Annotated in this window: 19 protein-coding genes; 6 read left to right on the top strand and 13 right to left on the bottom strand. The window is 61.1% G+C overall.

The genetic code is table 11. The annotated features are described in order from the left end of the window. Positions 1-38: 38 nt before the first annotated feature. On the bottom strand, positions 39-608 hold the full coding sequence (plsY, locus tag CKW13_RS12680; RefSeq protein WP_095108954.1) for a glycerol-3-phosphate 1-O-acyltransferase PlsY: 570 nt from the start codon (positions 606-608) through the stop codon (positions 39-41). Between the two features lie 74 nt (positions 609-682). Here plsY and folB point away from each other — a divergent pair, with 74 nt between their 5' ends. Then, positions 683-1,036 carry a dihydroneopterin aldolase gene (gene folB, locus CKW13_RS12685; protein ID WP_095108955.1) on the top strand — a complete coding sequence of 118 codons (354 nt, stop codon included), beginning with the start codon at positions 683-685 and terminating at the stop codon, positions 1,034-1,036. Further along, a complete protein-coding gene (gene folK / locus CKW13_RS12690) occupies positions 1,027-1,545 on the top strand; it encodes a 2-amino-4-hydroxy-6-hydroxymethyldihydropteridine diphosphokinase (protein WP_095108956.1) in 519 nt (172 codons plus the stop codon). The genes folB and folK overlap by 10 nt, the downstream gene beginning before the upstream one ends. 41 nt (positions 1,546-1,586) lie before the next feature. Here the strand turns inward: folK and CKW13_RS12695 are convergent, their stop codons facing one another. The 11 genes from CKW13_RS12695 to CKW13_RS12745 form a co-directional block, all read right to left on the bottom strand. Continuing rightward, positions 1,587-2,816 (bottom strand): multifunctional CCA addition/repair protein, encoded by a 1,230-nt coding sequence (locus CKW13_RS12695; RefSeq protein ID WP_095108957.1) that lies wholly within the window; start codon positions 2,814-2,816, stop codon positions 1,587-1,589. 64 nt (positions 2,817-2,880) lie between these two features. Further along, complete coding sequence (locus CKW13_RS12700; RefSeq protein ID WP_095108958.1) at positions 2,881-4,443, bottom strand: SpoVR family protein; 1,563 nt, start codon at positions 4,441-4,443, stop codon at positions 2,881-2,883. Further along, positions 4,440-5,711, bottom strand: a complete 1,272-nt coding sequence (locus CKW13_RS12705; RefSeq protein ID WP_095108959.1) for a YeaH/YhbH family protein — start codon at positions 5,709-5,711, stop codon at positions 4,440-4,442. The genes CKW13_RS12700 and CKW13_RS12705 overlap by 4 nt, the downstream gene beginning before the upstream one ends. Positions 5,712-5,828: 117 nt before the next feature. Then, complete coding sequence (locus CKW13_RS12710; protein ID WP_095108960.1) at positions 5,829-7,751, bottom strand: PrkA family serine protein kinase; 1,923 nt, start codon at positions 7,749-7,751, stop codon at positions 5,829-5,831. 286 nt (positions 7,752-8,037) lie between these two features. After that, the gene (gene glpE / locus CKW13_RS12715; protein ID WP_095108961.1) at positions 8,038-8,367 is read right to left on the bottom strand and encodes a thiosulfate sulfurtransferase GlpE; all 330 of its coding nucleotides are present in this window, start codon (positions 8,365-8,367) and stop codon (positions 8,038-8,040) included. A 31-nt stretch (positions 8,368-8,398) separates the two neighbouring features. After that, complete coding sequence (locus CKW13_RS12720) at positions 8,399-9,271, bottom strand: symmetrical bis(5'-nucleosyl)-tetraphosphatase (protein WP_095108962.1); 873 nt, start codon at positions 9,269-9,271, stop codon at positions 8,399-8,401. Then, positions 9,271-9,651 (bottom strand): Co2+/Mg2+ efflux protein ApaG, encoded by a 381-nt coding sequence (gene apaG / locus CKW13_RS12725; protein ID WP_095108963.1) that lies wholly within the window; start codon positions 9,649-9,651, stop codon positions 9,271-9,273. The genes CKW13_RS12720 and apaG overlap by 1 nt, the downstream gene beginning before the upstream one ends. Before the next feature lie 123 nt (positions 9,652-9,774). Continuing rightward, positions 9,775-10,593, bottom strand: a complete 819-nt coding sequence (gene rsmA / locus CKW13_RS12730) for a 16S rRNA (adenine(1518)-N(6)/adenine(1519)-N(6))-dimethyltransferase RsmA (protein ID WP_095108964.1) — start codon at positions 10,591-10,593, stop codon at positions 9,775-9,777. Continuing rightward, positions 10,590-11,579, bottom strand: a complete 990-nt coding sequence (gene pdxA, locus CKW13_RS12735; protein WP_095108965.1) for a 4-hydroxythreonine-4-phosphate dehydrogenase PdxA — start codon at positions 11,577-11,579, stop codon at positions 10,590-10,592. The genes rsmA and pdxA overlap by 4 nt, the downstream gene beginning before the upstream one ends. Then, complete coding sequence (gene surA, locus CKW13_RS12740; RefSeq protein WP_141233976.1) at positions 11,576-12,892, bottom strand: peptidylprolyl isomerase SurA; 1,317 nt, start codon at positions 12,890-12,892, stop codon at positions 11,576-11,578. The genes pdxA and surA overlap by 4 nt, the downstream gene beginning before the upstream one ends. Next, positions 12,873-15,704 (bottom strand): LPS-assembly protein LptD, encoded by a 2,832-nt coding sequence (locus CKW13_RS12745; RefSeq protein WP_095108966.1) that lies wholly within the window; start codon positions 15,702-15,704, stop codon positions 12,873-12,875. The genes surA and CKW13_RS12745 overlap by 20 nt, the downstream gene beginning before the upstream one ends. Positions 15,705-15,834: 130 nt before the next feature. Between CKW13_RS12745 and CKW13_RS12750 the strand changes: the two genes are divergently transcribed. The 3 genes from CKW13_RS12750 to CKW13_RS12760 are packed head-to-tail and all read left to right on the top strand — an operon-like array spanning position 15,835 to position 18,294. After that, positions 15,835-16,854 (top strand): aminoglycoside phosphotransferase family protein, encoded by a 1,020-nt coding sequence (locus CKW13_RS12750; RefSeq protein ID WP_095108967.1) that lies wholly within the window; start codon positions 15,835-15,837, stop codon positions 16,852-16,854. Then, positions 16,851-17,525, top strand: coding sequence for an N-acetylmuramate alpha-1-phosphate uridylyltransferase MurU (gene murU / locus CKW13_RS12755; protein WP_095108968.1), 675 nt, complete (start codon positions 16,851-16,853; stop codon positions 17,523-17,525). Before CKW13_RS12750 ends, murU begins: the two co-directional genes overlap by 4 nt. 1 nt (position 17,526) lies before the next feature. Further along, positions 17,527-18,294, top strand: a complete 768-nt coding sequence (locus tag CKW13_RS12760; RefSeq protein ID WP_095108969.1) for a TerB family tellurite resistance protein — start codon at positions 17,527-17,529, stop codon at positions 18,292-18,294. 177 nt (positions 18,295-18,471) lie between these two features. On the opposite strand, the gene CKW13_RS12765 is transcribed toward CKW13_RS12760, so the two are convergent. After that, positions 18,472-19,458: an alpha/beta hydrolase family protein gene (locus CKW13_RS12765; RefSeq protein WP_095108970.1), complete on the bottom strand. Its 987-nt coding sequence runs from the start codon at positions 19,456-19,458 to the stop codon at positions 18,472-18,474. A 74-nt stretch (positions 19,459-19,532) separates the two neighbouring features. Between CKW13_RS12765 and CKW13_RS12770 the strand changes: the two genes are divergently transcribed. Then, positions 19,533-21,926 carry a PAS domain S-box protein gene (locus CKW13_RS12770; protein WP_095108971.1) on the top strand — a complete coding sequence of 798 codons (2,394 nt, stop codon included), beginning with the start codon at positions 19,533-19,535 and terminating at the stop codon, positions 21,924-21,926. The last annotated feature ends 39 nt before the right edge of the window (positions 21,927-21,965 follow it).

Genomic DNA, 21,965 nt, shown 5'->3' on the forward strand with positions numbered 1-21,965 from the left:
TGTTACCGGTCATCCTGAGCGGCGTTCATCTTTCGTATTCAGAAATGCCGTTCGCGCCCGGCAAACAGGTCGCGTAAATTGCCGCGATGGCGCCAGACGATCAGCACCGTGAGCACGCTCATCGGTAGCAACGCCGCCGGCTCTTGCCAGGCCAGTAATGGCAGGGTAAGTGGCGTGGCGATCAGGGCGGCCAGTGAGCTGGTGCGGGTGAGATAGAAGGTCAGCAGCCAGGCGCCGATGGCCAGCAGCGCCGCTGGTGGGTAGAGCCCCAGCAGCATTCCGGCCGCGGTCGCCACGCCCTTGCCGCCGTGAAAGCGGAAGTACAGCGGGAACAGATGGCCGATAACCGCATACAGCCCTACCCAGGCCTGTTGTTGCAGTGACAGGCCGGCGAGGTTGGCAATCAGTACGGGCAGCAAGCCTTTGCACAGGTCGCCAAGCAGGGTCAGAATCGCCAGCTTCTTGCCGGCCACGCGCAGCATATTGGTGGCGCCGGCGTTGCCTGAACCGCTCATCCGCGGATCGGGGGTTCCGGTCAGGCGACTGAGCAGGATGGCAAAGGACAGAGAGCCGAGCAGGTAGGCGAGGATCGCCAGTAACCAAAACATGCTAACTATTCCGGGCGGGGACGCCCTGAGTCTAACGGCGCATTGCGCCCTTGTCGTGCTGCGGAGAAGAGTGCTTGGACAGAGTGTTTATCGAAGGCCTGGAAGTCGACACCGTGATTGGTGCCTACGACTGGGAACGAGGCATCCGACAGTGCTTGCGCCTTGATCTGGCTTTCGCCTGGGATAATCGCCCGGCCGCCGCAGGTGATGACCTGACACTGGCGCTCGACTATGCCAGCGTGTCGTCACGCATCCAGGCGTTTGCCGAGCAGGCGCAGTTCCAATTGGTCGAGACCTTTGCCGAGCGTTTGGCGCAGGTGTTGATGAGCGAGTTCGGTATAACTTGGTTGCGCCTCAAAGTGACCAAGCCCGGCGCAGTGGCTGCCGCTACCGGAGTGGGCGTGGAGATCGAGCGCGGATGTCGCTGACTCAGGTGTTTTTAGGGCTGGGCAGCAATGTCGAGCGTGAGCGCCACTTGCGGGCCGGCCTGGACGCTCTGGACAGTTTTCTGGTGGATCTCCGCTGCTCGGCGGTATTCGAGAGCCAGCCAGTGGGGATCAAAAGCGGGCCGTTCTTCAATTTCGTGGTGTCGGCGCTTACCGACCTGCCGTTGATGGAGTTGGATCGCCGTTTGAAGCATATCGAGGCGGATAACGGCCGTTACGCCCCTGATCGTAGAGGTTTGCCGCTGGATATTGACGTACTACTGTACGGCGACTTGGTGGGCAACTTCGACGGTTTGATCCTGCCGCGTGCGGAAATCCTCAAGAATGCCTTTGTCCTGTGGCCGCTGTCGTTGATCGCTCCGGATCGGCTGCACCCTGGTGCTGGCCTGAGCTTCGCTGCATTGTGGCGTGACGCGCAGATCGACCAGGTGCTGGCGCCGGTCGCGTTTGAGTGGCGCGGCCAGCCTCTGACCGCTGCTCATTTGTTGTGACCGGCTCGGCCTCGCAGCCGAGCACTCACCCGGCGTTGGTTTCAGGCTGACGCCGCTTCCTTGTAAGCCTTCAGGGCGTTGAGGCGCTCCTGCTTCAGGGCCTCCCCCAGTTCGGGGCCCTTGAATCCTTTCTCCAGCAAGGGCTGCACTGCCACACCGCGCGCCGCACTGGCCGCGCCGCGCAGGTAATCGGCCTGTGGATAACTGCGCTGCTCAAAGCCCTTGCGCCCACGGGCGTCCATTTCGCAGGCGACGATGAATTCTTCGAAGCGTTGCGGCCGGCGGTAGACGTCAAAACTTTGCAGCAGCTCCAGCAGGGTTGAGGGCTTCAGCTCTAGGGCGCGGTGACCGTGGGTGTGATATTGGCCGACTAAAAGCGCCAATTCCTGGCAGTCCCGTGGCGCCTTGAAGCGTTCGTTGACGGTTTTTATCAGCTTCAGGCCTTTGTGTTCGTGGGCAATGTGCCTTGGCCATTCGCTTTGGGGCGTGAGGCCTTTGCCTAAATCGTGCAGCAAGCAGGCCCAGCGTACTGTCAGCGGTTGTTGGTGCTGGGCGGCTTGCTCCAGAACGCTCAGGGTGTGCACGCCGCTGTCGATTTCCGGGTGGTGGACCTCGGGTTGCGGTACGCCAAACAGAGCGTCCACCTCAGGTAGCAAGACCTTCAAGGCTCCGCAATCGCGCAGAACCTGGATAAATACCTGTGGTTGTTCTTCCATCAATGCGCGGGAAATTTCTTTCCAACTGCGCTCCGGGGTCAGAGCTTGCAGTTCGCCGGACTCGCTGAGCCGACGCATCAATTCCATGGTCTCCCGGGCCACGGTGAAACCGAGCCCGGCATAGCGGGCGGCAAAACGAGCGACGCGCAGAACTCTGAGGGGATCTTCGGCGAATGCGGGGGAAACGTGACGTAAAACCCGGCCGGCCAGATCTTGTTGGCCGTTATAGGGATCGGTCAGATTACCGTGATCGTCCTCGGCCATTGCGTTGATGGTGAGGTCGCGGCGAATCAGGTCTTCTTCGAGGGTGACTTCGGGGCTGGCATGAAAGGTGAACCCGCCGTAGCCGCGCCCGCTCTTGCGTTCCGTGCGGGCCAGGGCATATTCCTCGCCGCTTTTGGGGTGCAGGAACACCGGAAAATCAGCGCCGACTGGGCGAAAGCCTTTGGCGAGCATTTCTTCGGTGGTCGCGCCCACTACAACCCAATCGATATCGGTGACAGGCTGGCCGAGCAAGCGGTCACGCACGGCACCGCCAACTTTATAAATCTGCATGAAAAACCTCCGTTAGCGCGACAGGATAACCCTTGTGCCGCATTTGCGGAGGCTCGGTAGAGGGTCAGAGGTGGATGACGGCGAGGTCCAGACGCCCGTAATCGTTCTCACTGTGTTCGTTGCGGGGTGGCACATGGTGGGTTTTCATCACTTGTTCGCCTTGCAGGGTTTCGAGGTGGATATCGAAGCCCCACAGCCGATGCAGGTGTTTGAGCACTTCCTCGGTGGATTCTCCCAGGGGTTTACGGTCGTGTTGCTGGTGGCGCAGGGTCAGGGAGCGGTCGCCGCGCACATCGATGCTGTAGATCTGCACGTTGGGTTCGCGGTTGCCCAGGTTGTATTGGGCCGCCAGGGTTTCGCGAATAGTGCGGTAGCCGGGTTCGTCGTGGATGGCAGGCACTAGCAGGTCATCTTTCTGGTCGTCATCGAGGATGCTGAACAGTTTGAGGTCGCGGATCACCTTGGGCGACAGGTACTGAAGTATGAAACTCTCATCCTTGAAGCTGCTCATGGCGAACTTGATGCTCGATAGCCAATCGGTTCCGGCCAGCTCCGGGAACCAGTGGCGGTCTTCTTCGGTCGGCTCCTCGCACATGCGACGAATGTCCCGGTACATGGCAAACCCCAGCGCATAGGGGTTGATGCCGCTGTAGTAGGGGCTGTCGAAACCCGGCTGCATGACCACGCTTGTATGGGAAGTGAGGAACTCCATCATGAAGCCGTCGGTGACCAGCCCCTCGTCGTACAGATCGTTCATCAAGGTGTAGTGCCAGAAGGTCGCCCAGCCTTCGTTCATGACCTGGGTTTGGCGCTGTGGATAAAAATATTGGGCGATCTTGCGCACGATACGCACGATCTCCCGTTGCCATGGCTCCAGCAACGGTGCGTGTTTTTCGATGAAATACAGGATGTTTTCCTGAGGTTCGGCGGGGAAGCGTGCATTGTCTTTATCGCTGTACTTGTCCGCGCCCTTGGGGATAGTGCGCCACAGATCGTTGATCTGTTTTTGTAGGTGCTCTTCACGATCCTTCTGCCGGCGCCGTTCTTCCTCGGCGGAGATGGGGTAAGGACGTTTGTAGCGATCGACGCCGTAGTTCATCAGGGCGTGGCAGGAGTCCAGCAGATCTTCCACCGCATCGATGCCGTGGCGCTCCTCGCATTGCATGATGTACTGCTTGGCGAACACCAGGTAATCGATGATGGAACTGGCGTCCGTCCACGTGCGGAACAGGTAATTGCCCTTGAAAAAACTGTTGTGGCCATAACAGGCGTGGGCCACCACCAGGGCTTGCATGCAGATGGTGTTTTCCTCCATCAGGTAAGCGATGCAGGGGTCGGAGTTGATGACGATTTCGTAGGCCAGCCCCATCTGCCCGCGACTGTAGGACTTTTCGGTACTAAGAAAGTGCTTGCCATAGGACCAATGGTGATAGCCCAACGGCATGCCTACGGAGGCGTAAGCGTCCATCATTTGTTCGGCGGTAATAACTTCGATCTGGTTGGGGTAGGTGTCGAGGGCATAACGATCCGCGATGCGGCTGATTTCGCGGTCGTAGGCCTGGATCAGCTCGAACGTCCATTCCGAGCCGGTGGAAATGGGTTGGCGTTTCTGCTCTTTGGCGGTCATGTCACTAACCTGCGCTGGAAGAGTTCACGGAAGACCGGGTAGATATCGCCGGCCGAGACCAGTTGTTGCTGGGCAAAGGTGTCAGAGAAGGCTTCAGCGATGCGTTCGTACTCAAACCACAGGGCTTGATGTTCGCGCGGGGTGATTTCGACGTAAGTGTAGTACTGCACGAACGGCATGATCTGGTTAATCAGGATGTCGCGGCAGATCGGCGAATCGTCATTCCAGTTATCGCCGTCCGAGGCCTGTGCGGCGTAGATGTTCCATTCATTGCTGGGGTAGCGTGCGGCCATTATTTCCTGCATCAGCTTCAAGGCGCTGGAAACGATGGTGCCGCCGGTTTCGCGTGAGTAGAAGAACTCCTCTTCGTCCACTTCGCGGGCGCTGGTGTGATGGCGAATGAATACCACGTCGATCTTGTCGTAGTTCCGCTTGAGGAACAGGTACAGCAGGATGAAGAAGCGCTTGGCGATATCCTTGGTCGCTTGTGTCATCGAGCCCGAAACGTCCATCAGGCAGAACATCACCGCCTTGGAACTTGGGTTGGGTTGCTTTATCAGGAGGTTGTACTTGAGGTCGAAGGTGTCGAGGAAGGGCACGCGATGGATGCGGGCGCTCAGGCGCTCGATCTCCGTCTCCAGCTCTTGAATATCGCCGAAATTATCGGGTTCTTCACGCTTCAGACGCTCAAGCTCGACTTTGGCGTCCTTGAGTTTGGCCCGGCTGCTGCCGGACAGGGCAATACGCCGTGCATGGGCTGAGCGCAGGGTACGGATGATGTTGATGCGCGAAGGGTTGCCTTCGTTGCTAATGCCGGCGCGCACGGTCTTGAAGGTGTCGGTGCCGGTCAGGTTGCGTTTGACCAGGTTGGGCAATTCCAGGTCCTCGAACATGAATTCGAGGAACTCTTCCTGGGTGATCTGGAAGACAAACTCGTCCATGCCTTCGCCGGAGTTGCCGGCCTTGCCAGGCCCTTTGCCACTTCCTCCGCCTGGTGGGCGTGGGATGTGCTCGCCGCTGGTGAATTCCTTGTTGCCAGGGTGAACCACGGTCTGCTTGCCGCCGCGGCCGTGATGAAGCACTGGCTCATCAATGTCGCGGCCAGGGATGCTGATTTGCTCGCCGTGTTCCATGTCGGTGATGGAGCGACGGCTGACGGCTTCTTCGACGGCTTTTTTGATGTGGTCACGGTAGCGCCGCAAGAAGCGCTGGCGGTTAACCGTGCTCTTGTTCTTGCCATTGAGGCGTCGGTCGATCACATAGCTCATAGGGCCCTCCGGGCAGCTTCAAGTTGTGAGCTGCAAGTTGCAAGGTGAAGCAAATGCCCGCATGTCTGGGCTACAGCCTGTTTCCTTGCAACTTGTGGCTTGGAGCTTGCAACTGCTTCACTGCGATTTTCTGACCCGCAGATACCACTCAGAAAGCAGCCGCACCTGTTTGTCGGTATAACCGCGCTCGACCATGCGTGTGACGAAGTCGTTGTGTTTTTGTTGGTCCTCTTTGCTGGCCTTGGCGTTGAAACTGATGACCGGCAGCAGATCCTCGGTGTTGGAGAACATTTTCTTCTCGATCACCACCCGCAGTTTTTCGTAGCTGAGCCAAGTTGGGTTTTTGCCGTTGTTGTTGGCCCGTGCGCGCAGGACGAAGTTGACGATTTCGTTGCGGAAATCTTTCGGATTGCTGATGCCGGCCGGCTTTTCGATTTTTTCCAGTTCTTCGTTCAGGGCGACGCGGTTGAGGATCTCGCCGGTTTCCGGGTCGCGGTATTCCTGGTCCTGAATCCAGAAATCGGCATAGAGCACGTAGCGGTCGAAGATGTTTTGCCCATATTCGCTGTACGACTCCAGGTACGCGGTCTGGATCTCTTTGCCAATGAATTCGATGTAGCGCGGCGCCAGGTACTCCTTGAGGAAGCGCAGATAGCGTTCGCGGGTTTCTGCCTGGAATTGTTCCTGTTCGATCTGTTGTTCCAGCACGTACAGCAAATGAACCGGGTTGGCGGCAATTTCGTGGGGGTCGAAGTTGAAGACTTTGGACAGGATCTTGAACGCGAACCGGGTCGAGAGGCCGTTCATGCCTTCGTCAACGCCGGCGCTGTCGCGGTACTCCTGGATGGACTTGGCTTTCGGGTCGGTGTCCTTGAGGTTCTCTCCGTCGTAGACGCGCATTTTGGAGTAGATGTTGGAGTTTTCCGGCTCCTTGAGGCGTGACAGGACGGTGAACTGCGCGAGCATCTTCAAGGTGTCGGGGGCGCAATGGGCTTTGGACAGGGAGCTGTTGAAGAGCAACTTGTCGTAGATCTTCACTTCGTCGCTGACCCGCAGGCAGTAAGGGACTTTGACGATGTAGATACGGTCGATGAAGGCTTCGTTGTTCTTGTTGTTGCGGAAGGTGTGCCACTCCGATTCGTTGGAGTGGGCCAGCAGGATGCCGGTGAACGGAATCGCCCCCAGGCCTTCGGTACTGTTGTAGTTGCCTTCCTGGGTGGCGGTGAGTAGGGGGTGCAACACCTTGATCGGCGCCTTGAACATCTCGACGAATTCCATCAGGCCCTGGTTGGCCCGGCACAGCGCGCCCGAGTAGCTGTAGGCGTCGGCGTCGTTCTGTGGGTATTCCTCCAGTTTGCGAATGTCCACCTTACCCACCAGGGCGGAAATGTCCTGGTTGTTTTCATCGCCCGGTTCGGTTTTGGCGACGGCGATCTGGTTGAGGACCGAAGGGTACAGCTTGACCACGCGGAATTGGCTGATGTCGCCGCCGAACTCGGCCAGGCGCTTGGTAGCCCAGGGCGACATGATGGTGTTTACGTAGCGTCGTGGGATGCCGAAGTCCTCTTCGAGGATCTGGCCATCTTCGGTGGCGTTGAACAGCCCCAGCGGAGACTCGAAAACCGGTGAGCCCTTGATGGCATAGAAGGGTACTTTTTCGATCAGTTGCTTGAGTTTTTCCGCCAGGGAAGACTTGCCGCCCCCGACAGGGCCCAGCAGGTAGAGGATTTGCTTTTTCTCTTCCAGGCCCTGGGCCGCGTGGCGGAAGTAGGAAACGATTTGGTCGATGCACTCTTCCATGCCGTGGAAGTCTTCAAACGCCGGGTAGCGCCGGATCACTTTGTTGGAGAAGATCCGCGACAACCGTGAGTTGGTCGAGGTGTCCAGCAACTCCGGTTCGCCGATGGCCAGTAGCAGGCGTTCGGCGGCAGAGGCGTAGGCGCTGCGATCCTTCTTGCACAGTTCCAGGTACTCCTGAAGGGAGAATTCTTCCTGGCGTGTGGACTCGAAGCGTTGTTGGAAGTGGCTAAAAATACTCATGACGTCACCTCGCTCGATACGTGGAGCCGACGTCGGATCAGTCAGTCGATGCTGGTCAGCCCCCGCAAACGCAGTGGCTGCTTATCCCCCCAGAACACCTTCAAAGCTTTCGATCTGGAAAGCTAATCCCGATGACCCACACGCCGGTGTACCGGCTCTCCCCTGTTTTGGATGGCCTGTGGCTAAGGATAGTTCGGAATCCGGGAGGTCAAGGGCGAATACACAATTAGTTCGCGCCTACCGTTCGTCAGCCCACGGCGGGCGTGGGCTGCAGCGCTGTAAAAAATTATTCCTGGGGGCTTGGCTCGGTTTCTGTCGGATAAGTCGCACGCCACAGTTCAAAACCGCCATCCAGGCTGTAGACGTCCGAGAAACCCTGGCTGACCAGATAGGCCGCAGCACTTTGGCTGGAGTTGCCGTGATAGCAGACAACCACCGTGGGGGCGTCGAGGTCGGCGCCGCGGATGAAGTCGCTGATGGAGTGATTATCCAGGTGCTTGGCACCGTTGATGTGGTCCGCTGCATAGATTTGCGGGTCGCGGATATCGACCACGACCGCGCCTTGCGCGCGCAGAGTCTGGGCTTGTTCGGGAGGGATGCGTTTGAATTCGCTCATGGCGGGCTCCTAGGTTCGGGTGGGGGCGCGGTCAGCGTTTTACCGCAGCCTGGACGTGAGGGGTGGGTTGGGCGGCCTTGGCATGGCCTTCGGCGTCGCAGTCGCAGCTCAGGCGCTCGCCAGTGTCGATATTGAGCAGGGTCATGGCGCCGCCCCACACGCACCCGGTGTCGAGGGCGAAGATGCCGGGCTCGTTGCATTGGCCTTCGAGCGCCGCCCAATGGCCGAAGATGATTTTCACGTCTTGGGTCTTGCGGTCTTTATGGCGAAACCATGGCGCGTAACCCGGCGGCGCGGTGTCGGCGCCTTCCTTGCCCTTGAGGTCGAGCTTGCCTTCGGCGGTGCAAAAGCGCATGCGGGTGAAGTAGTTGGTGATAACCCGCAGGCGGGTCACGCCCTTGAGGTCGTTATCCCATTTGCTTGGCTCGTTGCCATACATGCCGTCGAGGTAGGGGGCCACGAGACTATCGTCGCGCAGGGCTTGCTCGACTTCCGCTGCGCACTTGAGGGCCTTTTTCAGGCTCCACTGTGGCGCGATGCCGGCATGTACGAGGGCGATGTTGCGCTGCTCGTCGTAGTGCATCAGTTTTTGTTGGCGCAGCCATTCCAGCAGTTCAGGGCGATCCGGCGCTTCGAGGATTTCGCGCAGGGTATCGCCCTTTTTCAGGCGCTCGATGTTATGGCCGACCGCCAGCAGGTGCAGGTCATGGTTGCCCAGCACACACACCAGGGACTGGCGGATGCTGTACAGGAAACGCAGGGTTTGTAGCGACTCAGGGCCGCGGTTGACCAGGTCACCGACCAGCCACAAGCGATCCTTGGCTGGGTCGAAGCTGACTTGGTCGAGTAGGCATTTGAGAGGTTCCAGGCATCCTTGCAGGTCACCGACAGCGTAGGTCGCCATTAATGCAGGGCTCCGGGCACCGCCAGGCGAAAGGGCGCGATGATGGCGTCGAAGTGTTTGCCGTCTTCGGCGAGCATCTGGTAACTGCCCTGCATGTTGCCCACGCGGGTAGTCATTACCGTGCCGCTGCTGTAGGTGTGGCTTTGGCCGGCGGCGATCAGCGGTTGCTGACCCACCACGCCAGCGCCACGAACTTCTTCGACATGACCGTCGCCGTCGGTGATGACCCAATGCCGCGACAGCAACTTGGCCGGGAGTTGGCCATTGTTGTGCACGGTGATGGTGTAGGCGAAGGCAAAGCGGTTTTGCTCGGGTTGCGATTGTTCTGCCAGAAAGCGGGTGACGACGCTGACGTCGACCTGATAACGAGGATCGGACATGCAAAAGGCCTTAGGAAGCAAAGCGGAGCGCGGGACAGGACTGGTTGAGTCAGTCTAGGCCAAGTATCGGGTAGTAAACCAGACATGAGGCCTGGTGTCTTACCCGATCACGCGGGCGCCTTGTCAGTCGGCGCGCGGGGCTGCAGCGAGTTGATCGCTCAGGGCATCGGCCAGGCGCACGAACGCCGCGAGGTCCAGTTGCTCCGGGCGTAGGCTGCCGTCAACGTCGCAGGCTTGGATCTCGTCGGTGCTGAGCAGGTTTTTCAGGGTGTTGCGCAAGGTTTTGCGGCGCTGGTTGAAGGCTTCGCGAACGACCCGTTCGAGCATGCGGTGGTCCTTGGCCGGATGCGGCAGCACGGCGTGGGGCACCAGGCGCACGATGGCCGAGTCGACTTTAGGCGGCGGGTTGAACGCCCCTGGGCCGACGTTGAACAGGTGTTCGACCTTGCAGTGGTACTGAACCATGATCGACAAACGACCCCAGTCACCGCCGCCAGGCCCGGCCGCGAGGCGTTCGACCACTTCCTTTTGCAGCATGAAGTGCATGTCGCGGATCAGGCTGGCGTTATTCAGCAGGTGAAAAATCAGCGGCGTGGAGATGTTGTACGGCAGGTTGCCCACCACCCGCAGGCTGCCGGGCGCGGCGTTGAGGCTGGTGAAGTCGAACTTCAGCGCATCGCCCTGGTGCAGGTTGAAATTGCTTTTGCCGGCGAACTGCTGGTTGAGGATCGGGATCAGGTCTTTGTCCAGTTCCACCACATCAAGCTGGCCGCCGCTGTTGAGCAGGCCTTCGGTCAAGGCACCCTGGCCCGGGCCGATTTCCAGCAGGCGATTGTCGGGTTTGGCGTTGATGGCCCGCAAAATGCGGTCGATAACGCCGGCATCGTGCAGGAAGTTCTGGCCAAAGCGCTTACGCGCCCGGTGTTGGTAGTGCTCGGTCATAAACAAGTCTCGGCCATCTGGTAGGCGGTTTGCAGGGCGACTTTCAGGCTGCCGGTGTCGATTTTGCCGCTGCCGGCCAGATCCAGGGCAGTGCCGTGGTCGACTGAGGTGCGGATGATCGGCAGGCCGAGGGTCACGTTGACTGCCGCGCCGAAACCTTTGTATTTCAGTACGGGCAGGCCCTGGTCGTGGTACATCGCCAGCACTGCGTCGCAGTGCTCCAGATATTTGGGGGTAAACAGAGTGTCGGCGGGCAGGGGACCGCGTAGGTCCATACCTTCGGTGCGCAGACGCTCCAGGGTGGGTTCGATGATGTCGATTTCTTCATGGCCCAGGTGTCCACCTTCACCGGCATGGGGGTTGAGCCCGCAGACCAGGATACGTGGCCGGGCAATGCCGAATTTTTGTTGCAGGTCGGTGTGCAGAATCCGCGTGACCCGCTCCAGGCGCTGCGCGGTGATCGCATCGGCCACCTGGCGCAGGGGCAGGTGAGTGGTCACCAGCGCCACACGCAAACCGTGGGTCGCCAGCATCATCACCACTTGCTCGGTGTGGGTCAGGTCGGCGAGGAACTCCGTGTGGCCGGAAAACGGGATGCCGGCTTCATTAATAACGCCTTTGTGCACGGGCGCCGTAATCATCGCTGCGAAATACCCATCGACGCAGCCTTGGGCTGCACGTGTCAGGGTTTCGAGGACGAACGCTGCGTTGGCTTGGTTCAGCTGTCCGGCCACGACCTTGGCCTGTAGCGGGGTGTCCCACACATAGAGGCTGTTGGCGGGGGCCGGGCTGTCGGGCCAGTTGCCCGGTGCGACGGGCAGTAAATCGACAACCACGCCCAGTTGCGCGGCCCGCTCAAGGAGCAGGTCGCGGCTGGTGATGGCGATCAGGGGATGTGGCTGGGGTTGCGAGGCGAGCAACAGGCACAGGTCTGGACCAATGCCCGCCGGCTCGCCGGGTGTCAGCGCGAAACGCTTGGGTTTCACTGCTGCGCCTGGTCGGCGCCAGGCAGTTTGATTTCAACGTAGGCTTCGTCGCGGATCTGGCGCAGCCAGGTTTGCAGCTCTTCGTCGTATTTGCGGTTACGCAGCACGGTCATCGCTTGCTGCTCGCGGGCCTGGTTGGTGCTGTCGGTGGCGCGGCGGCCAAGGACTTCCAGGACGTGCCAGCCATAAGGGCTCTTGAACGGCTTGGACAGCTGACCTTGTGGGGTCTTGGCCATCACTTCGCGGAACTCGGGCACCAGGGCGTTGGGGTCGATCCAGTTGAGATCGCCGCCGTGCAACGCAGAACCCGGGTCTTCGGAGAAGTTCTTCGCCAGTTCGGTGAAGTCTTCGCCCGCTACGATGCGGTCGTAGAGCTTCTGCGTCAGGCGCTTGGTTTCTTCTTCGCTGCGGATTTCGCTCGGTTTAATCAGGATGTGGCGCACATGCACTTCGTCACGGACCTGAGCTTCACCGCCACGCTTGTCGAGGATCTTCAGGATGATGAAACCGCCCGGTGTGCGCATCGGCTCGGTCACGTCGCCCACGGCCATGGTGCTGAGCATGCGGTCGAACGGTGGTGGCAATTGTGCGGCTTTGCGCCAGCCCATATCGCCGCCTTCCAGCGCGGTTTCACTGGCGGACTTAGCAATGGCTAACTGACCAAAGTCAGCGCCTTGCTTGAGTTGCTGATACACGTCGCCAGCCTGGCGTGCTGCGGCCTGAATGGCTTCGGAGTTGGCGCTTTCCGGTGTCGGGATGAGGATGTTGGCCAGGCGGAACTCTTCGGAGAGCTGCATCTTGCCCAGGTCCGAGGCGAGGAAGTTCTTCACTTCCTGTTCGGTGACCTGCACACGCTCAGCCACGCGGCGCTGGCGCACACGGCTGATAATCATCTCGCGGCGCACTTGGTCGCGGGCGTCTTCATAAGACAGACCGTCGCGGGCCAGTGCGGCGCGGAACTGCTCGACGCTCATGTTGTTGCGTTGCGCGATGGTGCCGATGGCCTGGTTCAGTTCTTCGTCGGTGATGCGGATGCCGGAGCGTTCGCCGATCTGCAGTTGCAGGTTTTCGACGATCAGGCGCTCCAGCACTTGCTGGTCCAACACGCCCGGAGGCGGCAGGCCGGCACCGCGCTTGGCGATGGTTTGCTGCACTTCGTGGACACGCTGGTCCAGTTGGCTCTGCATCACCACGTCGTTGTCGACGATGGCCACGACTCTGTCTATGGACTGCACGGCGGCGTTGGCGGCCGTGCCCAGGAACAGCGCGCCCAGCATCAGCGGGCGCAGAGAATCAGAAAGCTTGGTCTTCACGTTCACGATAACCTTGGATGCCTTGGTCGAGGAAACTCTCTACTTTGGCGCCGGTCACGCCGCCGAGTCCCTTGAGAACAATTTGGAGGAAGATGCCATGGTCGCCACGTTCGTTTTCCGGGGCTTCCTGGCTGAATTCGTCGTACTTGACCCAGTAACGGCTAATCAGGCGCAGTTTCCAGCAGCAGTTGTCGTACTCGAAACCACCGAAGGCTTCCAGGGTACGGTTGCGGTTGTAGTCATACTGCCAGCGGCTGATGGCGTTCCACTGCGGCACGATCGGCCAGATCACCGAGAAGTCGTGCTGTTGGATCTTGTAGTAGTCCTTCACATAGCCTGCAGTGCCAGGTGTGCCGTAGTCGCCGCCAAACTTCCAAGTACCGCTGTTCTGGTCATAGCGGATCTGGTCGTTGCGATAGCGATAACCGGCGTTGATGACCTTGTTCGGGTTGTCTTCCGGCTGGTAGTGGAACATCGCGCTGCCGGAACGTGGGCTGCCGCTATCCGGGTCCCAGTTGTAGTCGGCGGTGGTGCGCCAGTCGCGGTTGAAGCGGAACTCGTATTCCAGTGCGTAAGGCGAGACGTTGGACTGTGCATCGTCGCGGGTCTTGGCATTGATGCCTGGCAATTGAACTTCACGATCCTTGAAGTACAGGGCCTGGCCGATGCTGATGCGCTGGCGCTCAAAGCCGTTGTCTTCGATCCAGCGGTTGGTTACGCCCAGGGACAGCTTGTTCTCATCGCCTACACGGTCGGAGCCGGAGAAGCGGTTGTCACGGAACAGCGAGGCGTAGTTGAAGGTGCTTTCGCCAGTATCGAATACCGGGATGTCTTCCTGGTTTTCTTCCGGGACGTATAGATAGAAGAGGCGCGGTTCAAGAGTTTGACGGTAGTTTTTGCCGAACCATTGAGTGTTACGGTCGAAGTACAGGCCGCTGTCAACGCTGGCGATAGGTACGCCGCGGTTCTGAGAGCTACTGAAGTCTCCACCGATATAGTCTTCGCCTTTAAGAGCTGCTCTATTTTTGGCGGTTATGATGTCGCCTTTGCCTTTGCCATCGAGGCTCAGGTCGTACTGGGTGTACTTGTACTTGAGCGCAGGCTTGATGAAACCATAGGACCAGTTCAGCGGGAGACTGACAGTTGGCTCCAGATCCAGGCGGTTACCGTTTGCGCGAGCCAATCCACTGACATTTCTGTCCAGACGATAGACAGGATCACCATTCGGTTTTTGCCACACACCATCTTCATTGGTGTAGATACCGTTGTTCAAATCCCGATCAAACCGCACGATTTCCGTGTTGTAAGCGAAATTGAAGCCGCCCGGGTGGACCGGCAGCGCACCATTGAAGGTGATCTGCGGCAAGCGGTTGTACGGCGTGATGTTGGAAACCGTCGCCAACTCGTAGGCCTGGGCGTTGATCCGGGCGGCGTAATTGTCGCCACGGTAGGTCACGGCGCCTTGCTGGTTGATAAAGGTACGGCTGTCTACGCCGATCTGATCGCTTTGCAGGTCCTGGAAGTAGTACGGGTCGCTGATCTTGGTGTAATCGACCTCGGTCATGACGCGCGAATCAAGACCACCCTTGTGCTGCCAGTTGAGCAGGTAGCGGGTCTTCTCGGAGTCGGACTGCTTCTTGCGGTCGTCGTTGTCGTCGTTGAGGTACGCGGCGCCGAACTGACCTTCGCTGCTTTTGGTCAGGTAGCGGAATTCGCCTTCCATCAACAGGCCGCGTTTGCTCATGTAGCGCGGGTACAACGTGGCATCGTAGTTGGGCGCGATGTTGAAGTAGTACGGCGTGACGAGCATAAAGCCCGTGTCGCTGCCGCTGCCGATGGTCGGCGGCAGGAAGCCGGACTGGCGACGGTCATCGATCGGGAAGTAGATGTACGGGGTGTACAGAACCGGGATGTCCTTGACGCGCAGCGTGACGTTGGTCGCGGTGCCGAAGCCAGTGGCCGGGTTCAGGGTGATGTTGTTGCCTTTGAGCTGCCAGGCGTTGCTGTTGGGTTCGCACGAGGTGTACGTACCATCCTTGAGGCGGATGATCGCGTTCTCGGCACGCTTGGCGTACAGCGCGCTGCCGCGGATACGCGACTTGTGCAGCACGTACTCGGCGTTGTCGACCTTGGCTTCGCCGGTGTCGAGCTGGATGTCGGCGTGGTCGCCCACCAGCAGGGCACCGTTGTCACGGACGCGCACGTTGCCGTTGAGTTCACCACGGTTTTCGGCCTGATACAGGTTGGCCTCGTCGGCCTCCACCTGCATGCTGCCCTGGCGCATGACGACGTCACCGGCCAGGGTCGCGACCTGTTGTTCCTGCTCGTAACGCGATGCCTTGGCGCCGATGAAGGTCGGGGCATCACTTTTATTCGTCTTGTCATTCATGCCAGGACGAATCGGTTCGATATAGGAACCAGAGCAATAAGGACCGGTCTCGGCCAGTTGCGCGGCGGTCAGTTGTTCACGCGGGACCCAGTCCAGGTGGCTGTAGTCGGCACTGCGCGACTTAAGGCCGCGGCCCTTGGCTTCGGTAACCAGCGTAGTTTGGGCGGCGGTTTCGCCACCGCTGCTGGTGCCGGCCGGGCTGTCGCCGCCCGAACTGAGCGCGGCACCGTCATGCACGGGGCGCGGCGGCAGTTGAGCCGCTGGAGCTTTAGGCGCGCAGTCCCAGGCACCCGAAGCAGAGACTGAGCAGTCATACTGTTCCGCGGCGACCACGAACGAAGTGGCTAGAGGTTGCAGGGCCAGCAGACTGCCGGTAACCAACAACGGAAATTTTTTACGAAACGCGGGGGATTTCAATGCCATCTTATTAGTCCGGGCTTCCTGCGTGCCATCTGCCCGCGGTGTGGGCCGCACGCCTCTCGATGGTCTGAAAAAGATGCTGGATAATAAAGCATGACCCGCTTGACGGCTAGCGCCGTCGGAGACCCTTGTAATGCCTGACCAAGATGTACGCTTGCAACACCTGAAAGTTTGGCTCGATGAGCAGTTGGCAATGTTGTTCAGCGCCCAAGGTTGGGGTGCCGTGCCCCCGGCCACGTTGACCGCGGCCAGCAGCGACGCGAGTTTTCGCCGTTATTTCCGTTGGCAAGGCGAGGGCCGCAGCTTTGTGGTCATGGACGCGCCGCCGCCCCAGGAAAACTGCAAACCCTTCGTGGATATCGCCGCGATGTTGGCGAAATCGGGCATTAACGTGCCGAAAATTTACGCCCAAGACCTGGCGCGCGGTTTTCTTTTGCTCAATGACCTGGGCAACCAGACCTACCTGGATGTGATCGACGGCGAAAATGCCGATGCGCTGTTCAAGGATGCCTTGCAGGCGTTGCTGGCCTTGCAGCAGTTGCCGATGGACGCGCCGCTGCCCAGTTACGACGTGGCGTTGTTGCGCCGGGAGTTGGAGTTATTCCCCGAGTGGTACGTCAAGCGCGAGCTGGGCGTGGTGTTCGATGCGCGTCAGCAGGCCTTGTGGCAAGAGGCCAGTGACCTGCTGATCGACAGCGCCCTGGCCCAGCCCAAGGTTCTGGTGCACCGCGACTTTATGCCGCGCAACCTGATGCTGAGCGAACCCAACCCGGGGGTGCTGGATTTTCAGGACGCGGTCTACGGCCCGGTGACTTACGACGTGACGTGCCTGTTCAAGGACGCCTTTCTCAGTTGGCCCCAGGCGCGGGTGGAAGGCTGGCTCAAGGATTACTGGCAGCAGGCCGCCAACCTGGGCATTGCGGTGCAGGCGCAGTTTGATGATTTCCTGCGGGCCAGCGACCTGATGGGCGTGCAGCGCCATTTGAAAGTGATCGGCATTTTTGCCCGCATCTGCCACCGCGACGGCAAGCCGCGCTACCTGGCGGATGTGCCGCGCTTCTTCTCTTATATAGAAGCGGTGCTGGCCCGCCGGCCGGAGCTGGCGCAACTGGGCGAGTTGCTTGCGAGCCTGCGCGCTGGAGCGGCGCGATGAAGGCGATGATCCTGGCGGCGGGCAAGGGCGAGCGCATGCGCCCCTTGACCCTGACCACGCCCAAGCCGCTGATCCCATTGGGCGGCATACCGTTGATCGAGCATCACCTGCGGGCGCTGGCGGCGGCGGGGTTTCGCGAAATCGTGATTAACCACGCCTGGCTCGGCCAGCAAATCGAAGACTACCTGGGCGATGGCCAGCGCTTGGGCTTGAGCATCCGCTATTCCCCCGAAGGTGAGCCGCTGGAAACCGGCGGTGGGATTTTCCGCGCCTTGGCGCTGTTGGGCGATGAGCCGTTCGCGGTGGTCAACGGCGATATCTGGACCGACTACGACTTGCGCGCCCTGCGTCGGCCGCTGCAAGGGTTGGCGCACTTGGTGATGGTGGACAACCCGCCCCATCACCCCAGCGGCGGTGACTTCTGCCTGGAAAACGGCCGCATCCACGACGCTACACCGGGCTCGACCGCGCTGACCTTCAGCGGCATTTCGGTGCTCCACCCGCGCTTGTTCGCCGGTTGCGAGGCCGGGCCGTTCAAGCTGGCGCCGCTGTTGCGCAGCGCCATGGCCCAGGGCCTGGTGAGTGGCGAACACCTGCAAGGCCAATGGGTGGATGTGGGCACGCCTGAACGTTTGGCCCAGGCTGAACTCCTGCTGCAAGCGAGGCGCTGAGATGTTGTGGCCAGGGACTCTGATTGGAGCCGGAGCGGGTTTTGCCATTGCCAGCATTCCGGGGGCCATGTTGGGCGCTTTATTGGGGCAGGCGCTGGACCGGCGCCTGCAACTGCACAGTTGGGCCCATGTGCGCGAGCGGTTGGGCGGGCGCCCGGCGCTGCGCAATGACGAATTGTTGTTCGTGTTGCTGGGGCGTTTGGCCAAGAGTGACGGCCAGGTCGTCGATGGCCATATCCAGCAGGCACGCCAGGAAATGCGCGCCCTGAGCCTGAGCGAGCCGGCGCAGAAGCGTGCCATTGCGGCGTTCAATCGCGGCAAGGCTGGAGGGGATCGCCTGCGAGGCTATCTGCGCCACTTGCGGGCCCAGCCCCACGCGGCCGAGGGCGTGTTGCGCGCGTGTTGGCGCATGGTTTGGGCCGATGGCCGGATGGGCGCCGCCGAGCGTGAGTTGATCGCGGCGTGGGGCAAGTGGCTGGGCTGGACGCCGCAGCAGGTGCAGGCGCTGGCCAGTGAATACGACCCGCAGCGCAAACCGCTTACCCACAGCACCGGGACTTATCAGGAGGCGTTGCGCCTGCTGGGCGTAACCTCCACCACTGAGCCTGCGCAGATCAAACGCGCCTACCGGCGCCTGCTCAGCCGCCATCACCCGGACAAGGTCGCCGGCACCGGCGCCACGGCGCAGCAAGTGCGCGAGGCGACGGAGAAAACCCGCGACTTGCACAGCGCCTATACGATGATTCGCCAGCGCCGGGATTTTCGGTAGGTCAGGTGCGCGCGAGTGTGTGTGGGAGCCCGCTCGCGATAGCGGTGGTTGGGCTTGGCTGTGCCGGCCTTATCGCGGGCAAGGCCGGCTCCCACTTTTCATTTTCCTCTGTGGGAACGAGCCTGCTCGCGATAGCGGCACTGGCAGTGGCAAGACAGTTTCCCACCGTGTTTTGAATCAACCTTGCGTTGGCTGCGGGCTCAACCAACCCCGCACCCGGCGGAACAGTTGTTCCTGTTCGGCGGCGCTGTTGCCGGGCAGGGTCTTGAGGGTGATCTGCTTGAAGTTCGCGGACTTGCTGCGCTTGCTGGCCTGGGCGCGTTCCCGGGCGGCGCTGCGCGCCAGCTCGGTGTCTTTGTAGAAAATATCGGCGATGGCCACTTTCAGGGTTGGGGTCAGCTCGACCAGAGGCGGCTGGGCGTTGATCGGGGCCTTGGCGGCGATCATCAGCAGTTTTTCGATTTGCGGCGGTTGTTTTTCGCTCAGGTAGCGGGCCGCCCAATAGGCGCCGGTGCCGTGGCCCAGTAGCACGATGCTGCGGGCGTTTTGCTGCTCGGCGTAGGCGATGGCGGCATCGATGCGGGCGAAGATGCGCTCGGCGTCGGCCTTGATCGTGTCGGTGACCGGTTCGGGGCTGTCAGCCAGGGGCGCTTCACCGCCGGCAGCCTGTTCGATGGGCGGCGCGGTGGCAGCGTCCTTGCTGCTGGTGTCGGCGCTTACGGCGGGCGGGGCGGCTTCTACCACCCGGGCTTGGCTGGCGTTGCTCAACAGGTCAGGCAGGGTCAGGCTCAGGCTGCTCCACGCGGCATCGGGCAATTTGGTGCGCAAAGGGCCGATAACTTGCGGCCAGTCAGCCGTTTCGCCCGCGCCTGGGACGATAATCACCGCGCCCTTGGGCTCGCCGGCGTTGGCCGGTTTCCACAGGGCCAGGAAAGTATCGCTACCGGTTTGTAGCTGTTGCTGCTCCTGGGCGGGAATAATTCGCTCAAGTGCGGCGGCATCTTCCTGACTACGCTCTAGCAGCGGCTGGCGCTGGGGGGCTGGTTCTTCGACGGGTTTTTCCGTGGCGGCGGGCGCTGGGTCGGCGGCCTGCACGGAAAAGGCACAGGGCAGGATCAGCGACAGGCACAATGCTGGCAGTGCCGAGCGGTAGACAGGGGGCATCGGATTTTCCAGGCCAGAAATATTCCCGGCAGCCTAATGGGTTGGTCAGTATTTGTCAGTGTGCGAGCGTTCAGATGATGCGTTATTGCTGCCTTTGGGTTATCGGCTGTTTTGTTTTTCCCTTGATGGCGTGGGCCGCGCCCGAGCCACCCGTGGCGTTGGCGCCGTTGAATGCCGAGCAGCGCCAATGGCTGGCCGAGCACCGCGAGCTGCGCGTGGGCGTGGTGCTGCAAGCGCCTTACGCGCAATTCGACCGGCGCCTGCAACGCCTGTCCGGGGCCAACGTGGAACTGATGCAGTGGCTGGCCAAGTCCCTGGAGGTGGAACTCACCTGGCGCAACTTCAACGACCAGGCGCAACTGGACGCGGCGGTGCGCAACGGCGAAATCGACCTCGCCCCGGGCCTAAGCCAGACCCCGGCGGGCCTGCGTTTGTGGCATTTTTCCGACCCCTACATGCGTGTGGCGCAGTTGATCGTCAGCGAGGGCAAGGGCGCCGGCGCGGTGGAGCTGGAGAAACTCGACAACCAGGCCCGCGTCGCCGTGCGCATGCCCAGCACCGTGGCCGACTATTTGCGCACCACCTACAGCCACCTCAACCTGCAAGGCGTGCCGCTGGAGCGCCAGGCCCTGCAACTGCTGCTTAGCCAGCAGGCGCGCTACGCGGTGGTGGACGAGGCGCAGCTCAGCCGCCTGTCGGTGGAGCCGGAGTTCGCCGGGTTGGCGGTGGTCGGTGATATCGGTTTGCCGCAGTTGCTGCGTATCGCCACGCGCCGCGACTGGCCGCAGCTCTCGGCGGTTGTCGAAAGCGCACTGCACGCCATCCCTGCGCGCAACCTGGAGCAACTGCACAACCGCTGGCTGCAACCCAAGTACCCGCGCCTGACCGAATCCCGCGGGTTTTGGCAGAACCTGTGCCTGTTGCTGGGGGCGTTGCTGCTCAGTTGCATGGCCATCGTGACGTGGCAGCGGCGCCAGCAGCACAGCCTGGAGCAACGCCTGCTGGCGGCCAAGGCCGATATTGCCCAGCGCGAGGCCAGCGAAGAAGCGCTGCGCCTGACCCAGTTTTCCATCGACCAAAGCACCGTGGGCATCCTTTGGGTCAATTGGGACAGCCACGTGCGCTACGCCAACCGGGCGGCGCAAACCATGCTCGGCTACCCCGACGGCGGTGTGATCGACCGGCCGCTGATCGACTTCGAGCCGGGCCTGCACATGGACCGCTGGTTGACCCTGTGGAAGCGCGCCCGCGCCAGCGAGGACGGGCCGCAAACCTTTGAGAGCAACTGCGTGCGCGCCGATGGCAGCATTCTGCCGGCGGACGTTTCCCTGAGTTTCTTGCGCTTTGGCGGCGGCGAATACCTGGTGGTGTACCTCAACGACGTCACCGAGCGCCGCCGCGCCCTCGCCGCGTTGCAGGAGAGCGACGCGCGGCTGCAAGGCATCGCGGCGAACGTGCCGGGGTTGGTGTTCCGCCTGGAGCGGGCGCCGGTGACCGGCCAGATCGACTTTGCCTACATCAGCGAAGGCAGCGAGAGCCTGGTGGGTTACTCGCCGGCCGTGCTGCGCCACCGCGACATGGGCTTGCGCAGCCTCGTCCACCCCGACGACAAGGCCAGTTATCACCGCACCCAGGACCAGGCCCTGGACACCGACAGCGACTGGTCGTGGCAGGGCCGTATCGTCACCCGCCAGGGCGGCCAGCGCTGGGCCGAGATCAAGGCCATCACCCGGCGCCTGGAGGATGGCGCGGTGGTGTGGGACGGCATCGTCTGGGACATCAGCGAGAGCAAGCGCATCGAGCTGGAGCTGGCCAGCTCCCGCGAGCAATTGCGCGAGTTGTCGGCGCACCTGGAGAGCGTGCGCGAAGAAGAAAAAGCCCGGATCGCCCGGGAAGTGCACGACGAACTGGGGCAGATGCTCACCGTGCTGAAGCTGGAAACCTCCATGTGCGAACTGGCCTACGCCCAGCTCGACCCGGGGCTACACGAACGCCTCAACAGCATGAAACGCCTGATCGCCCAGCTCTTCCAACTGGTGCGCGACGTGGCCACGGCGCTGCGCCCACCGATCCTCGATGCCGGGATCGCTTCGGCCATTGAATGGCAGGCGCGCCGGTTCGAGGCGCGCACCCAGATCCCGTGCCTGGTGCAGGTGCCGGACAACCTGCCGGCCCTCAGCGACGCCAAGGCCATTGGCTTGTTCCGCATCCTTCAGGAGGCATTGACCAACGTCATGCGCCACGCTCAAGCGCATACTGTCGAATTGACATTGACCCTGGAGGGTGGTGATTTGTGCCTCTGCGTTAGCGATGACGGCGTAGGATTCATCGCCCCTCTCGGTAGGCCAACATCTTTTGGTGTGGTAGGTATGCGCGAACGGGTGCTGATTATGGGCGGTAGCCTGAACCTGGACAGCGAACCGGGGGAGGGTACGACCTTGAGTGTGCGGGTGCCGGTGGATGGGTAGGTGCCCCCACAGCCGCTGATCTCCCCTACGAAGCGGTAC

It is taken from the genome of Pseudomonas sp. Irchel 3E20, assembly GCF_900187645.1.
GTDB lineage: Bacteria > Pseudomonadota > Gammaproteobacteria > Pseudomonadales > Pseudomonadaceae > Aquipseudomonas.

What these genes read in the sequence shown, in the direction of transcription:
- CKW13_RS12760 (WP_095108969.1), top strand. Translation starts at nt 17,527, where the DNA reads ATGTTGTGGCCAGGGACTCTGATTGGAGCCGGAGCGGGTTTTGCCATT.
- CKW13_RS12720 (WP_095108962.1), bottom strand. Translation starts at nt 9,271, where the DNA reads ATGGCGACCTACGCTGTCGGTGACCTGCAAGGATGCCTGGAACCTCTC.
- CKW13_RS12710 (WP_095108960.1), bottom strand. Translation starts at nt 7,751, where the DNA reads ATGAGTATTTTTAGCCACTTCCAACAACGCTTCGAGTCCACACGCCAG.
- CKW13_RS12745 (WP_095108966.1), bottom strand. Translation starts at nt 15,704, where the DNA reads ATGGCATTGAAATCCCCCGCGTTTCGTAAAAAATTTCCGTTGTTGGTT.
- murU (WP_095108968.1), top strand. Translation starts at nt 16,851, where the DNA reads ATGAAGGCGATGATCCTGGCGGCGGGCAAGGGCGAGCGCATGCGCCCC.
- plsY (WP_095108954.1), bottom strand. Translation starts at nt 608, where the DNA reads ATGTTTTGGTTACTGGCGATCCTCGCCTACCTGCTCGGCTCTCTGTCC.
- CKW13_RS12705 (WP_095108959.1), bottom strand. Translation starts at nt 5,711, where the DNA reads ATGAGCTATGTGATCGACCGACGCCTCAATGGCAAGAACAAGAGCACG.
- CKW13_RS12765 (WP_095108970.1), bottom strand. Translation starts at nt 19,458, where the DNA reads ATGCCCCCTGTCTACCGCTCGGCACTGCCAGCATTGTGCCTGTCGCTG.
- glpE (WP_095108961.1), bottom strand. Translation starts at nt 8,367, where the DNA reads ATGAGCGAATTCAAACGCATCCCTCCCGAACAAGCCCAGACTCTGCGC.
- folK (WP_095108956.1), top strand. Translation starts at nt 1,027, where the DNA reads ATGTCGCTGACTCAGGTGTTTTTAGGGCTGGGCAGCAATGTCGAGCGT.
- CKW13_RS12750 (WP_095108967.1), top strand. Translation starts at nt 15,835, where the DNA reads ATGCCTGACCAAGATGTACGCTTGCAACACCTGAAAGTTTGGCTCGAT.
- CKW13_RS12695 (WP_095108957.1), bottom strand. Translation starts at nt 2,816, where the DNA reads ATGCAGATTTATAAAGTTGGCGGTGCCGTGCGTGACCGCTTGCTCGGC.
- CKW13_RS12700 (WP_095108958.1), bottom strand. Translation starts at nt 4,443, where the DNA reads ATGACCGCCAAAGAGCAGAAACGCCAACCCATTTCCACCGGCTCGGAA.
- rsmA (WP_095108964.1), bottom strand. Translation starts at nt 10,593, where the DNA reads ATGACCGAGCACTACCAACACCGGGCGCGTAAGCGCTTTGGCCAGAAC.
- CKW13_RS12770 (WP_095108971.1), top strand. Translation starts at nt 19,533, where the DNA reads ATGATGCGTTATTGCTGCCTTTGGGTTATCGGCTGTTTTGTTTTTCCC.
- apaG (WP_095108963.1), bottom strand. Translation starts at nt 9,651, where the DNA reads ATGTCCGATCCTCGTTATCAGGTCGACGTCAGCGTCGTCACCCGCTTT.